Source organism: Psychrobacter fjordensis, from assembly GCF_904845995.1.
GTDB lineage: Bacteria > Pseudomonadota > Gammaproteobacteria > Pseudomonadales > Moraxellaceae > Psychrobacter > Psychrobacter fjordensis.
Window position 1 is genome coordinate 321,777 of record NZ_CAJGYP010000002.1, and the last position, 14,003, is coordinate 335,779.

General features: G+C 37.4%; 11 protein-coding genes. 4 read left to right on the plus strand and 7 right to left on the minus strand.

All coding sequences use genetic code 11. From position 1 onward, the window contains the following. Nucleotides 1–4: 4 nt before the first annotated feature. The 3 genes from JMW61_RS09930 to JMW61_RS09940 all read right to left on the minus strand — a co-directional run bounded on the left by JMW61_RS09930 (nucleotide 5) and on the right by JMW61_RS09940 (nucleotide 2,441). Nucleotides 5–646 carry a hypothetical protein gene (locus JMW61_RS09930; RefSeq protein ID WP_201550915.1) on the minus strand — a complete coding sequence of 214 codons (642 nt, stop codon included), beginning with the start codon at nucleotides 644–646 and terminating at the stop codon, nucleotides 5–7. A gap of 247 nt (nucleotides 647–893) precedes the next feature. Then, the gene (locus JMW61_RS09935; protein WP_201550917.1) at nucleotides 894–1,478 is read right to left on the minus strand and encodes an alpha/beta hydrolase; all 585 of its coding nucleotides are present in this window, start codon (nucleotides 1,476–1,478) and stop codon (nucleotides 894–896) included. 48 nt (nucleotides 1,479–1,526) lie between these two features. Continuing rightward, complete coding sequence (locus JMW61_RS09940; protein WP_201550919.1) at nucleotides 1,527–2,441, minus strand: hypothetical protein; 915 nt, start codon at nucleotides 2,439–2,441, stop codon at nucleotides 1,527–1,529. A 1,146-nt stretch (nucleotides 2,442–3,587) separates the two neighbouring features. On the opposite strand from JMW61_RS09940, the gene JMW61_RS14245 reads away from it, so the two are divergent. From JMW61_RS14245 to JMW61_RS09955, 4 genes are all read left to right on the plus strand, one after another. Beyond that, nucleotides 3,588–4,088, plus strand: coding sequence for a hypothetical protein (locus JMW61_RS14245; RefSeq protein ID WP_227687438.1), 501 nt, complete (start codon nucleotides 3,588–3,590; stop codon nucleotides 4,086–4,088). 7 nt (nucleotides 4,089–4,095) lie between these two features. After that, nucleotides 4,096–4,674 (plus strand): helix-turn-helix transcriptional regulator, encoded by a 579-nt coding sequence (locus JMW61_RS14250; RefSeq protein ID WP_227687439.1) that lies wholly within the window; start codon nucleotides 4,096–4,098, stop codon nucleotides 4,672–4,674. A gap of 18 nt (nucleotides 4,675–4,692) precedes the next feature. After that, nucleotides 4,693–5,136 carry a DUF1810 domain-containing protein gene (locus tag JMW61_RS09950; RefSeq protein WP_201550921.1) on the plus strand — a complete coding sequence of 148 codons (444 nt, stop codon included), beginning with the start codon at nucleotides 4,693–4,695 and terminating at the stop codon, nucleotides 5,134–5,136. 96 nt (nucleotides 5,137–5,232) lie between these two features. Beyond that, nucleotides 5,233–5,844, plus strand: a complete 612-nt coding sequence (locus JMW61_RS09955; RefSeq protein WP_201550923.1) for a hypothetical protein — start codon at nucleotides 5,233–5,235, stop codon at nucleotides 5,842–5,844. Nucleotides 5,845–5,945: 101 nt separating this feature from the next. Here the strand turns inward: JMW61_RS09955 and JMW61_RS09960 are convergent, their stop codons facing one another. The 4 genes from JMW61_RS09960 to JMW61_RS09975 all read right to left on the minus strand — a co-directional run bounded on the left by JMW61_RS09960 (nucleotide 5,946) and on the right by JMW61_RS09975 (nucleotide 13,945). Next, complete coding sequence (locus JMW61_RS09960; protein WP_201550925.1) at nucleotides 5,946–8,204, minus strand: DUF262 domain-containing protein; 2,259 nt, start codon at nucleotides 8,202–8,204, stop codon at nucleotides 5,946–5,948. Next, on the minus strand, nucleotides 8,201–10,135 hold the full coding sequence (locus JMW61_RS09965) for a DUF262 domain-containing protein (protein WP_201550927.1): 1,935 nt from the start codon (nucleotides 10,133–10,135) through the stop codon (nucleotides 8,201–8,203). Before JMW61_RS09965 ends, JMW61_RS09960 begins: the two co-directional genes overlap by 4 nt. Before the next feature lie 269 nt (nucleotides 10,136–10,404). Further along, a complete protein-coding gene (locus tag JMW61_RS09970) occupies nucleotides 10,405–11,790 on the minus strand; it encodes a GIY-YIG nuclease family protein (RefSeq protein ID WP_201550929.1) in 1,386 nt (461 codons plus the stop codon). Further along, nucleotides 11,744–13,945, minus strand: a complete 2,202-nt coding sequence (locus tag JMW61_RS09975) for a DEAD/DEAH box helicase (protein WP_201550932.1) — start codon at nucleotides 13,943–13,945, stop codon at nucleotides 11,744–11,746. The genes JMW61_RS09970 and JMW61_RS09975 overlap by 47 nt, the downstream gene beginning before the upstream one ends. Nucleotides 13,946–14,003 lie beyond the last annotated feature (58 nt).

Consider the following 14,003-nt stretch of genomic DNA (forward strand, 5'->3'; position numbering starts at 1 on the left):
TAAATTAGTTGATCACCGCCATGTTTGGTAAGTTGAAAGTCGCTTTATCTACAACCGCATCACCCTGTCTAATAGTCAGTAGATACCCTTTTATAATTCCGTTATACGGCAAGTTGCCATTATGCCTTTTATAGTGCTCACGCATACAGTTCTGAATAACTAGCTCACGCTCTGCGTCACTCATCTTAGCAATATCCTTAGGTAGATACACCTTGGCTTTACTGCTAGCGACACCACGAGACATCCAATTTGCGCCGTCACTCCATATAAAATCGACATCGGCTCTTAAGCTATATCTTGGTAACGGATAAGCGTAATGCGCTAAGTTATATTCGATTTGAGCAATATCACCTGCAAATGGCTCGTATTGTATATTCAGTACTATCAGTAAGGCTCTTAAAAATTCGTGCGCAGTGAAGTACGTATCAACTTCATTGTTATTCAATCCGAGTATTTCGCTAGACAATACATGACGTAGACGGTCACAGGCAAAGGTAGTGTGCTTTTGTGAATATCCCATTGCCTTGACAATATCTTGCGCCTTTAGCTCTAACTTATCTATTTGATTGACAGCATCCTTCGCCAAAGAATGACAAGGACTATAACGATTAGTAAGTTTAGAATGAGTAGTGTTTATATTTGACATAGATAGTTCCTGAACTCCGACAATAGAGGTATGAGATAAGCCTAGCTAGATGGCTTAAATTAGGCATGGATGACCTTGTCGGAATACAGGCTCATGCGCTTTACCAGAGTGGTTTTATATCGTGCTGGAAGTTGCAAGGCTTGTAGTGTGTACGAAACCATTAAACCCACGATAGTTTTTATAAGCGCTAATAATAATTTCTAATTATATAAGCATATAAAAACGATTAGCATTACTTAACTTTCAGTTAATCTTCACCATGATACGTCGCCTCATCCATCCACACGATAGGGTCTTCACACAGATGAACTAGGTGATACCAAATATCTGAGCTACGGGCAATACGATGATGGCCATGCTCAAAGTACTCCACCTGCCAGCTCTCGGGCAAATCTACCAGCGTTCGTCTTGCGACGGCCACATTCAAACATTCATCATCGACCTCAACCATGACTCGTACCGTATTAGTATTAGAGGTAGGAAAAGACAGTTTCATATTAGCTACTTCAGGGATACGATCTGCTAAGACATCACTTGGATAGATACAAGGCGCAACCAATAGCGCTCGTAAGTTGTACTTATGCGCGAAATGATTGGCAAACCATGCGCCAAGTGAATGCCCTGCTAATACCACTTTAGAGTACTGCTTCATCTTTTCTTGAATCAGCGTTTCATAAATCTTAAAAATACCTTTAAAGTCATCCCGATAATTAACGGTCTGACAGTGCTTAGGCTCACGCTTAATACAGGTATATTTACTAGTCTGATTACTTGAATCTAAACCGTGAAAAAATAGTAAAAATGTGTCGTTGTTCTCAATTGGAAACATCATATGGTTCTCCTTTTTAAGTATTATTCTTTTTATAATCTAAGTTTTAGTTTAGATGTTTTTCTTATGAGTCATGAACGTTTGATAGAGTGCAAATATCTCTGCGCAAGCCTGCAATGAAATGTTCTTCACAAAGCCTTCATTAAACCAGAAATCGTAAACTGCTTGGATAATCTCTTTTACTGCTTCCGCGTCATTCGGATTTGACTCTTGCACCTTAAAAGCAATCTCTTTTGCTTGTATATCAGACTCGCTATAAGGCGCGCTCCAGCCTATACGATAACGATATAGAACATCATTAATCGCCAGTATAAATAGCGCATTGGATGTACCTAAGGATTCGATCAAACTATCTAATAGAGTAGAGCGCTCCTCGTAAACAGTTGGCTCTATAGGTATATCACTATCCTCAAACAAACAGTTACAACTAACCATGTGAGTTGGCTTACTAAAATCATTCCAAAGTAGAGGGTAAGGTTTATTAACGCCACCTTTTTCAACCATGTTAAAGCGCCAAATGCCATGATGTGTATTAAGCCCTTTGAAGGGAACATGAATAAAGTATTGTATTAGATCATCACTGTCATAAATAATATGTGTACGGTCAATACGTACTGCTTGTTTGGGTAAAACGCTGGTATATAGTCTGTCAATATCATCGCTATAAAATCTCATGCTCTTTATATTTTTATCGCTAATATCACTAAGCTTGGCACGAGCATCATCTAAGTGTCGATGTAACCTAAATGGCGCGACAAAGTGCAGCGTCTCATCGGTATTATTAATAAAGTAGATATCGTCTTCGTAATTGTTAACCGAAACTCTATTGAGATAAAACAGTGGAATTTTAAGTGCCGGTGATTTGCCATCATTAGGCAGTGACGGTAAGTTAGAGAGACTAGATACGCCTGACCATCGCATATTGTCTATACGCTTTTGCTTAAATTTAGAGTTTGTGTTTGTCATATTATCATCCCTTTCATTAATTTAATTTAATCAGTAGCGTTTCTATTTTTATTTCTAAATTTAAGGCAGCCGTGTTTTTTCGTAGCTGTTCAAGCAACGTTATAGAGGTAAATTGAATGGGTTTATTTCTTAAGTAATTGGTCATCGATTGATTAAGCCTGATTCTTATTAACAGCAGGTTAGTCACCAATATTTTTGTATAGGCTATAATTTAGTATTGGCTTATTGATGTTAATAATTAGTACAGTAGTGGTTAGTGCAGATCAATCTTAGAGCTAGAAGATGAAGCATTGCGCTTCGAGGGTGATCTCTAAATCAAGATATGAAATATTTTCTTCTTGACCTAATAACTATAATGCAAATTAGAAGCAAAAGAAAGGGTATAGCACACAGCTTACGACATCGAGTGTCGTCTATCTATGAAAGCATATAAAGTTGAATTTCTAAATTATTAATATCATCAAAATTAAAATACTTCTCAACCTAGAATATAATTTTATAGGTAGTTAACTATAATGAGCTCTATGATGGAGAAGATTGATTACTATGACTGCTTCTTTAGATGAATACTATTTAAAACCTTTAAGCTACTCAGTACAAACTTGCACTATTACCTTCCAGGGTAATGCGAGTAATCAGAAACAACAATTAGCATCAGAATTACACATGTAGGGGATAGTCGAGTTTACTGCTCACCCAAAAGCGCGAACCAATGGTGTTGCTTAACGCGAGATCATAACTTATTAAATGAGCTCATAGATAAACAAGAAAAAGAACAAGGCCGCCAAGCGAAGTTCGCTGACTATAACCGTGAAGGTATGGCGGGTATTTTGTATAGCATAACCGAGTGCTTTGCACTAACTACTGAAGAGCAGATTATTAGTAATGAGCCGCCTAGTAGTATTCAGACTATTAACGTTCAGTCAAGAGACTGCCTAGAGGTTTGTACTGATGGTATTCATGATCTTGTAGCTAGTAAGTAATGGCAGCTGATAAAAGCCGAAACTGACTTGTAGGCATGGTTAAACACGCTTAAAGGTCAAGTCTATGATTCTGAAGGCAATGCCTATGGTAATGGGACGGCTATTGTGGTTCGGTTTAATTGATCGCCAACAAGTAATAATAAGCTCATAAAAAGGGACGATTATGCCAACTCACGCTATCGCTAGCTATACAAAGTCAGCACGTCTATTTGCTTTATATCAAAGCCTTCCTCGGAGTGAAGAGGATGCTGTGTCATTGACAGAGCTTATGCAAAACTACGGTGATGATCCTGATAATTATACAAATGAGCGCAAAAACTTAGAGAACGATTTGATTGGCTTAAATCAAATCTTTAACGATATATTCTATAGTAGTGCCTTAATCCGGGCGCCAGCATGGGGCCAGAATATCAGTGGCAAGACAGCACGGTTTTATATTGAACCCAGCTTTAGTATCGATATCATCAATGAGCAAACGGTGTTCTTTTGGGAGATGCTTGATAAATATACCGCAAACTACTTACCGGTATCTTTTAAACAAGGAATTACAGATAAGATCACTCAACTGCGTCGCCAAGATAAAGATAGCTTTCACCAAAGTCAGCTTGGACAATGGCAACAGCACCTGATCTCTACCCAGTATTGTAAAAGCACCAACGCTTGATAATGAGGTGCTCGTCAGCATTCATCAGGCTTTGCTACAAGGTTGTCAATTACAAATCCGCTATCAAAAGAAGTGGGATGATCAGTCAACACAGCGTGTCATTTATCCTAAAGGACTTATCTTTATTGACAATATGATCTATCTCACAGGCTTCAATCCAGTAAATGATCATGTTGATGATGACGTACTGCTAGAGGAGCATCGCAACTTTGCAGTCAACCGTATTACAAAGGCAGTAGTCATAAATAAGCCAATACCTGACTGGGTAGAGCGTGATGTTTTTACATTAGATAGCTTACAGAAGCTAGGCAAGCTAGAGTTTGGTAAAAATATTGAAATCAACTTGGTTTTAAAAGTACAGAAATATGCCTGTCAGCATCTTTATGAGCGTCCATTATCGACAGATCAGAAGATTACTATTATCGATGATACTTGGAACCAAGTTAGCGCTAAGGTTACTAATACACTTCGTTTGCAAGATTGGCTAGTAAGTATGTCTCAGCTGGCCGTGGTCGTTGAGCCTATAGAGTTAAAAAACGTTATCTTGGATCGATTGTATAGTGCATTGGCGCTTTATAAGAATTAAATACATAGGAGTGGCACTATGAATAAAAAATTGTTTGACGATTTTATCCAAGCTCAAGATACGATTTATCCATCGGTTATTAAAGAGTTAACCGCAGGGCATAAGCGTACGCATTGGATGTGGTTTATTTTTCCACAGGTGAAAGGGTTAGGGCATAGCAAAATGTCTCGACGCTTTGCAATAGAAAGTCTAGAGCAAGCAAAAGCGTATTTACAGCATGAGGTACTTGGAGCACGGTTAATAGAGTGCGCTGAATTACTATTACTGCATCCTGATAAAAGTGCTTTAGATATCTTTGGTTCACCTGATAACTTGAAGCTGCAATCTTCACTAACGTTATTTGCTTTTGCCACTGGTAACAAGTGTATTTTTGAGCAGCTTTTATACCAGTTCTACGCCGGCAGTTACGATATAAATACTATCAATATGCTAAGGCAAATCAATGACCAGAAATATAAGTGAATGAAACCGAGTGAGATTTAAATAGCACTAAAATTTGATACCTCTAACCATACCAAAAAACATTAATTATCAGTGAGTATAGCGATGAAATACCATATGGATGAATCGTATATAGATGACACACCTAATGCATTCCTCTACCAACGAATTGTGGATCGTTACACTAAGGCTGTTATTGGTTGTTTTATTATCAGCGAAGATTGGGATGAGCAGGCGTTGCTAGAGCTAAAAGAGAAGTCAGAGGCTTGGTTTTTAGTGGGATTGCAAATAAATGATATGGATTTTGATCGCTTAGATATTATAGAGGGCATTGTTAGGTGTCAGCCTGAAGATGTAAATCAAGTAGTTAAGTTATTGAATATCAGTCCACGTGGCTTAATAGGTATAGATGTTAACGATATCAAAAAATTATTCGAAAGAGAAAAATCATATAAATTTATTCAAGCTCATATAACAGATGGATTTGACATAGATATGGCAAAAAAAGCAGCCAATGAGTTGGTTGGTCAGTTCCCTAAAAACCTTAATGTCAAAGGGCTATTGTTAGGTATAGAGAGTAGCGAAAGCCCCTCACTAGATACTATTTCTTATATAGTGGCATTTCTTGAAAAGAACGTTATAGCTGATAAATTAAATACGTACTACTGTACCAGTATTAGTGATGAGCCTAACTCTTTTCGGTTAAGAGCAATATATGCTGAGGGGTAGTGGGTTAGATATTAAAGTCTCAACCTAGTCCAGTCTATTAATATCAATTACGTCAGACTAGGATTTAGAGAAAGCAGAATTATAGTTAATTTGATCTGCATTTAAAGATCCATCAAAAATCTTTCTATGTCTAGTAAAGTATTTGAGCATAGTCTTATACGATCCTTTAGATCATAGCCTTCAGTATCTTGTGGAACTACAATGCTTGCATTTTTATCTAGTATTCCATGTTCAATGATTCTTGATATTGCAATATTACTAACTGAGTCCTCTTCAGGAGCGTAAAACTCGAAATTATTATTGTACATTCTGATATTCAAAATGTAGTTTTTATACGCAAATTGAAGGTCGTTACCGTAGTCATCGATACTGCAATAGTCTTTATGCTGATTACGTAGTTCTAAAAGGAAAGGATTCCAATGGTGACCATTGAATTGCTTTCGGTTCATCATAAAGCATTCATATGGTTTGAGTTTATATTGACCCCAAAAATAGTACCCAGACTTAAAGTTGCTAAAGCTACTGTATTTTGCAAAGTAGTAGTTCCAAGGGTAAGACTCTTGCGAATAGTTATTAATAATAGATTGATTACTAGTATCAGGGTTATCTAAAAATATTTTTAGGTATTGTTGTAAAATTTCTCGGGTATTATCAAAGCCTTTGCGCCTATCGCTCTTTGTAAATAGTTCTCGCCATATCGAAGCATTGTTATTACCAATGCGCCGTTTACCGTAACTATAGTCTTGAGAATAATCGTCTATTGACATCATGGCACGGCTAATCATCCTATAGCTTTCGTCCGTATCTTTTGAAAATATAGTATCAAACATAGTTGCATAGATAGTGATATCATTATCTTCTGTAAGCCTCATTATTGATACTGAGCCTCTAAGTAAATTATGGTCTTCAAGCTTATAAATAGGAGACTTTAAAGTTTGATTATTACTAATTATATTCGACTTAATTGACTCCTCTGAAAGTTGCTGTTTTGAAAATTGAGAGTCATCCTCAAGATTTTTGTCGTTAAGAATGTTATCTATATCTTTATATAAAACCTTTAAGTACTCTTTTCTGATATTGTCATCAGAAGCGATAATTAAATTGCGTATCTTTCTTATTTTATTTGAAAATCCAACAATATCTTCTTGCAAATGGCGCATCATAGCGTATAGCATTAGTTGCTCACCAATAGAGAAAGCATTTCTTTGTTCAGTGTTATACACCTGGGCACATTTGTAGAATAAATTTGTTTCAGCACTGTTAAAAAATAACCTTACCTTACTAACTGAAAAGTCAGTTTTACTTACATATAAGTATTCAAAGAAGTAATGCGGATTATTTTTTTGCTGGTTTACAAAGGTATCTAATGCGTCAAATAAGCACTTAACATTTCCCTCATTATTGCGATATACAGTGTTGGCAACTTCTAGCCAATAATCATTTTCGATTGTTATGTTCTTGGTTGTAATCAGCAAGTCTGTAATGTACTGATAAAAATTTAAGAAAGATTGATCGACCTCAACAGCAATATCGATATTAGTACTCTCGTTGGCCTTATGAATATCCCAGAACAGATCTGACCATTGATTATCAATTTTTTGATTAAAAATAGGTACCATACTATCTGGGATTATTCCAGAAAATTGAGATTTAAAATGTTCAAAGTTGGTCAAGGATTTACCACGAGAGTTCATTTTTATATACAAATCCTCTGGCAGTCCTAAACCTTTCATCTCAAGCAAATAAAAAACGATTCTTGGGCTATCGCCTATTAATTTTTCCCAAACATTTTTTAAACTATTAGTATTGAAAACAGTTTCAATTGCATCAAGCATAACCAGCATAGAGGCAATAGTAGGGTCACTTTGCCAAGAAATAAAAAACCAGGGTTGATTTTCAATTTGCAATTTTATTGGTTTACTATCTATTTCTTGGTTTGGTATAAAGTGAATAAGTTTTTCACAAAATTTTCTACATTTATCACGAGTAGCGTAGGAGAAATTGGCTAATAAAGATTGATTTTCATCGGTTATTTTGTATTCAGTTACTGCCGTATACCAATGTAACAAAAACAATGTGGTTAAGCGTTGTTGCCCATCCAGCGGCTTGAATATCGGTATACTGTCTCTTTTATTCTCTTCGCCTTCATCTTTAACTAAATAGCCATAAATAAAATCAAGCTTCAAAGGCGCATCGTTATAATCTTCAGCTAATACGTCAGATATGTTATTTAAAAATCTATGACGAATCCTTCTAACGTCTTCATTATTCCTACCTTGTGCATAGTCTCGTTGAATAGGTGGAATAATGACCTTGTATTGTTCAAGCAGATCAATAAATTTCGTTTCTGTAATACTCATAGGTCGTCCTCTGACAGGAGAGTGGTGCTATCTAATTCAAATAGTAGAGCGATGTTATTAGAGTTATCAAGGTCATATGGAATGTAGTTAGACAAGGTATTTAGCATCTCTTTAAGATAGGTTTCTTGATCTTGCGGACTCCAAATGTACTTAGGCTCTAAAGAACCAGCATCAGAATAATAACCTTGGAATACTCTTTTGGTACAAATAGGAATAAAACTGCCTTCTTTATCCAATTTAATAATTTGGCGTCGCTTAACCTCAAACGCCGAGTTATTTAGCACTGAGTTATCAGGTTGACTAAGTAATGCCATATTCCCTAGGCCATGCATTTGTGTGTTGTTTGGATCGTTTTTAGAAGAAAGTAATTTATTTACTTTTTCAAATAAGGTATTAAATCGCTCCCAACTCAAAGTAATATTATTGCTAATATAATCTTGAGATTCCGATATTATTTTATTAATAGCAGGATCGACCTCGAATTCAGGTTGGTTTTTTAAGTCATTTAGTACAGGTAAATGTAGTTCTAACCATTGAATCCATTGCTCTTTTTTAGTTTGATCTAACCCTTCGGAGCTTTGGGCATGAATGTGTTCTAAGCTCCATTGGTTAGACTTATGCTGTTTAAACGGATAAAAGTCGTCTATGGTTTTTGACGTACGATAAACCTCCACATTAAATAAGAGTAACAAGTTGAAAAGTACAGCCTTGTTTTTATCGTAACTAAGATCTGTGACGTTATCTTCTGTAAAACCAAAACTAATTGAGTCTTGAATGTGCTTATTTATGTGAGCTGTAAATTCATCTTTGGTATGACTCATTGCATACTTAACCAACTGGTTTAGCGAAGGTGTGTCGTAGCCTTTTATGCGCCTACTTGAGACAAGATAGCCTATAAGGTGATAAAGCTCTCTATCATTATTCCACTCAATAAGCGTGTGATAAAAATTATCAATTCGTTCCCAAGCTATTGATAAGCTTGAGCTATCCGTGATAGGAGTCTTGCTCTCATTTAAAAACCAAAGGAATGTGTGCAAGGTGTCAAGATCGCTCGCTGATTTTCCTGCAATTAGATCTAAAATCAGGTCGATTTTAGTATCGAAGTCTTCTCGCTTCTTATTCGTTATAAATGACCAAAACTTCCTATCCTGCTCATTCAGCTTGTGTTCTATATCGTCCCATAGCGAGGCGATTTCGTAGTGCTTAATTCTTTGTGTTTCAGTCGCTAACTCACTAAAACTATCTGTTGATAAAAATAGTGCCTTGGTAAGCTCAGCATTGGTTAAAGGGATTTTACCAAGGTTTAGTCTTTCAAATAGTTTAATGCTACTTTCTTCTTGCTCAACCTCATACCAAATTATTTTTGAATAGTTTAAAAAGTTATCTAAAAATTTTTCTGAAGAAAAAGATTCTTTATATTTTTCTCTATAGGACAATTCCCAGTCTCTGATAGTTTGATAAGCTTTAGAGATATGATAGTAATCGATATTGGTTTTATCGATAGCAACTGTTAAATCATCTTCATTAAATTTTAGATTTGATAAAAATTGAACACAATTTTCACGAGTTTCGTAATCAATGCTGAACATCGGCTTCTTTTGCTTGCCTGTCCAAAACTCATTAATATATTTTAATATCAGATAAATAGTAGTAAGTCGTTGCTGTCCATCGATAACCTCATACCAGCTACCTTCAAGTACTCTATCTGGTATTGCATTAGACGATAGATTTTTCAAGACAATAGGTTGCAGGCAGTAAAAAGTTTTTTCAACTGGTGTCGTATCCTTGATTTCTCTTGGTGTAAAATTATCAATATCATCTAATAACTGGCAAACTTGTTGTTCTGTCCAGCGATAGCCACGCTGATAATATCGAATGAAAAATTTGTGCTCTGAAATATCTTTAATCGCTATTGGCTTAAGCTCAATCATTTAATTATATCCTTGATAACTTGCTTATCTTTAAACACTCTGATGACAAACCCCGATTTTCACAAAGCCACCTGACAAATCTTATGATTAGTAAGTTGTAGTGCTAGCTTTATATAAACAGGCTTAGATGAATTATCACCATAGTGTTTTCATATTGTGGTTGATAATCAGTATGTCTATAAATACTATTTATAGGCCCGTAATGTTGTAGGTAATCACATCTGATAATTTTTAAACATATAGATATACGTTAATGCTGCAAGGGCTCATTACTTCAGAACCACCTTGCCAGCCACACCGTCCATTCGATAGTTTTTAATGTCCCCGGCGATAACCAAGTTAATGGCCTTTTCTATTTCAGCAAGAGGAACATTGAACCACTCTGTCGCCTTGTAGAGGTTATCGTTTGCTGCTTTTAAGGATATTTTGACTCTTTGGTCGTAGAAGAAAGCATGCAATACACCTTCCACGCTTCGGGCATTAGCATCATAAACCTGCCACTCAGCAATGATATCTACGGACTGTTGCAGGAATGCGGTATCCCTAACTGAGTGCTTGGTTCGCGCCTCACCTGTAAGGGTTGAGAAGCCAACTTTATGAAGGTGTTTATAGTGCGCTAAAGTGTTTGGGGTTTCAGTCAACTTGGCAACATAAATGACTCCAGTAAGTTGCCGATCATCGCCAAAGTTTTTGGCCAGTTCATCGTCCATCCAGTCGGGATCAGTAATTAACAGTTGATAGCTGTTTTCATATTTATACTGAGCGGTAGCCAATGAATAAGTGAGCATATTCGACTCTGTACCATTAGAGAATATTAAGCGTAGTCTCTCTTGGCTACGAGCATTCTTTCTAGCCTCTGCTTTATAAATATTAGCCACATAGCAAAGCATGCCATTTAAAACAAAGACACTGCCGATGTTGATTGCTTTCACTGATGAAAAGTTAGTTTTAGTAAAAGCACCCGTTTGAATAGCTTTAGATATGCGTTCAAACGTCGCTTCAAACTTATAAAAGTCCTTACATTCGAACCGGCTGGCTATATCTTCGTCATTATATTGATCGTAGCTGGCACGTGTATTGCTCTGATGGTCATTGACTAAGATTTCAGAGTGGATGTTATCAAAAATACCTAGGTCATCACTGTTGAAAATATCATCTAGACTATTGATCACAGGTAGTTCGCTAATCGTTTCGATTACCAGCTCATCTTCTTTAGTAGGGGTTTCTTTTTCAGCAGTACTATCTTCTTTATGATTTATGCTTTTATCTAAGACTCTAGGTTTATCAGATAGGGTAGGCGCAGTACTTTGAACAGCTAGTAAACCATGTTTATCTAAAGCTAGCAGTTCTTGCGAGTTTGCGTGGTTGGTTTGTATGGTAGCTAAGAGGCGAGCACTTATTTTTTCATTAATGTCATTGGCACTGCTACTCGGTATGCGTCCATGTTGATCGATAAAATGGTTAATAGTGTCAAACTGCTGCGCTAAAACGCTATTATTTCCCGAGCTTCTAGTAATAGGCTTTATATCATCTAATAGCCCCGTACTGTCGTTAGAAAAGATATCTTCTAGCGTTTTGTACTCACGACTTTGATAGATCTCATCAAGTTTAATCATGACTATTGGCTTCTCGCTTGGCTTTTTGGTTTCTGACATAGGAGATAACTTCAGTCATGCGCCGCTCGATAGCGTCTTCTGAGTTTCTATTCGGCTGACGACCTTTACTCTTGATAAAAGCAACTATCTTTGGCCACATCAGTACGGCTTCCGCCTCAGTGACGGTCGAACGGCTGGCATGCACGACGTCATTGATTGTTTGTAGTACTTCTTTGTCGACGGTTCTAGAGAGGACTTCATAAGCATCATGAAATGGGTTGACCGATTTCACAAGGTCGATAGGAAGATTGTTCACATTGACGAACTTACTGCCAACTTTCACAAAGCCGTTGCTAGGGTTAGAGTCGTTGCTACTGCTTGATTGGGTTTTGGGATTATAAATTTTTGCATCAGCTGGCAGGTGGCGCTCTTTTATAATGTCACTTTCATTGAGCTGGTTTTTGCGCTCTGTACTCAGTGTATTAATGTCTAGATACTCATGACCTTGCTTAACGAAAAATCGTTCATTTTCGATGACTGCATCATCAGGAATATCCTTACCTTCAACCACACCGCCTTGACGGTTGATGGCCATATACTGCATGACACCTTCTTGCACTTGCCGTACTTCATTGCTATCCAGCGCTGGGTACTTACTACAGATAATACTTGGGATGACGGTATCCGATACGGCTTCGGTTTCTACATTATTGGTTTCAGCAGCGATGTACTTTTTGATGTTCTCTGTATTTTGGGCTAACTGCGCCAATATCTCATCACGGTCTTGGTTAAGTATCTTCATGACTCGATCAGAGGGAGGGTTTACTGTATCGTCAATGATAATGGTACCTGCCGGCAAGTCTAACGTGCCTAATATATCCAGCTCACTACGGCGTTTAAAGTTAATGTTAGGTTTGAGCACTTGCTCCATTAGTAGCGATAAAGTAATGGCTTTTAATAAGTCGTTAACAGAGCTTGTCACTTCAGACTTATCAGCTTCTGGCTCAGCAATTAGATTGGTAAATTGAGCATGATGTTTACCATCACTATCGCGTGTTGAACGGCCAATAATCTGCACCACCTCAGTCAGAGAGCCTCGATAGCCAATGGTCAATACATGCTCACAATACTCCCAGTCAAAGCCTTCTTTTGCCATGCCAAGAGCAATAATGATATCCATCTGATCGCGAGAGGTAATATCAGCTAAATAAGCCTGAGTATTAGCTCGCATAGCGTCATCAGTCACTAGGTCTGCGAGTAGAAGTTGCTTACCGTCATGTGTGCGTATTGTCATAACACCAGTAATATCATCACGAGACTCAACTTCACCAATGACATCTATGATACGGCCAACGGTCTCATATTTGTCTGTCTCAGCAGTGAGACTGTTGACGTTAGGAATGTGGATGATAGTTTTTTTACTGGTATCCAAGCATTCATCTAAGGCATTGAAGAATGATTTTTTATAAAAGTGATAGCCGAGCCCTAATGACTTTAAGTGTTCATAACCATTCAGCTGTTCGTAATAGGTGTAAGTTACCTTATCGAACTTCTCTTCGTCGTTGTCTGACAAGATGGGCACTGAGTCACCACGGAAATATGAGCCCGTCATTGCCACAATATGTGCGCTGGTCTGCGTCATAATGCCATCTAGTATGGCACCCAAGCGGTTTGATTCACCTGCTGATACGTGATGGAATTCATCAATACCAATAAGAATATCGTTAAATAGCTCAATGTTACCGCCATTCTCAATTATCTTATCAAAGCCATATCTAAAACTGTGATGAGTACAAACCAAGACTTGGGGCAGGGAATTGTCGTCTACGTCTGAAGTGATAAACTCTGAGAATATAGCGCTCTTGCTAGTGTCACTTTGAGCAATATTTAAGCATAAGTTATAGCGGTCTGCCACTTCCCAATCTGCAAAGAAACCATAGTCACTGAGCGCTGTTGACTTAAAAGACTTGCCAATACTCATCTCTGGTACGGCAATAATGACTTTCTTTACCCCTTGGTTCATTAGTTTGTCTAATGCCAAAAACATCATGGCGCGTGATTTACCAGAGGCAGGCGGCGACTTGATAAGCAAATACTGGCTATTACGCCTCTCGAACGCACGTGCCTGCATTTCACGCATGCCCATCGAATTATGTGTCTTGCTTTGACCAGTACAGGCGTAAGTCTGGTTTAAAATATTAACGGGCTGAGACATGGTTTACTCTACTATAGACAAGAGAAGTGTTTTTTTAAGTTCTGTGGCTAGCTACAAG

What these genes read in the sequence shown, in the direction of transcription:
- JMW61_RS09970 (WP_201550929.1), bottom strand. Translation starts at nt 11,790, where the DNA reads ATGTCAGAAACCAAAAAGCCAAGCGAGAAGCCAATAGTCATGATTAAA.
- JMW61_RS09975 (WP_201550932.1), bottom strand. Translation starts at nt 13,945, where the DNA reads ATGTCTCAGCCCGTTAATATTTTAAACCAGACTTACGCCTGTACTGGT.
- JMW61_RS09960 (WP_201550925.1), bottom strand. Translation starts at nt 8,204, where the DNA reads ATGAGTATTACAGAAACGAAATTTATTGATCTGCTTGAACAATACAAG.
- JMW61_RS09940 (WP_201550919.1), bottom strand. Translation starts at nt 2,441, where the DNA reads ATGACAAACACAAACTCTAAATTTAAGCAAAAGCGTATAGACAATATG.
- JMW61_RS09950 (WP_201550921.1), top strand. Translation starts at nt 4,693, where the DNA reads ATGAATAAAAAATTGTTTGACGATTTTATCCAAGCTCAAGATACGATT.
- JMW61_RS09955 (WP_201550923.1), top strand. Translation starts at nt 5,233, where the DNA reads ATGGATGAATCGTATATAGATGACACACCTAATGCATTCCTCTACCAA.
- JMW61_RS09930 (WP_201550915.1), bottom strand. Translation starts at nt 646, where the DNA reads ATGTCAAATATAAACACTACTCATTCTAAACTTACTAATCGTTATAGT.
- JMW61_RS09935 (WP_201550917.1), bottom strand. Translation starts at nt 1,478, where the DNA reads ATGATGTTTCCAATTGAGAACAACGACACATTTTTACTATTTTTTCAC.
- JMW61_RS09965 (WP_201550927.1), bottom strand. Translation starts at nt 10,135, where the DNA reads ATGATTGAGCTTAAGCCAATAGCGATTAAAGATATTTCAGAGCACAAA.
- JMW61_RS14245 (WP_227687438.1), top strand. Translation starts at nt 3,588, where the DNA reads ATGCCAACTCACGCTATCGCTAGCTATACAAAGTCAGCACGTCTATTT.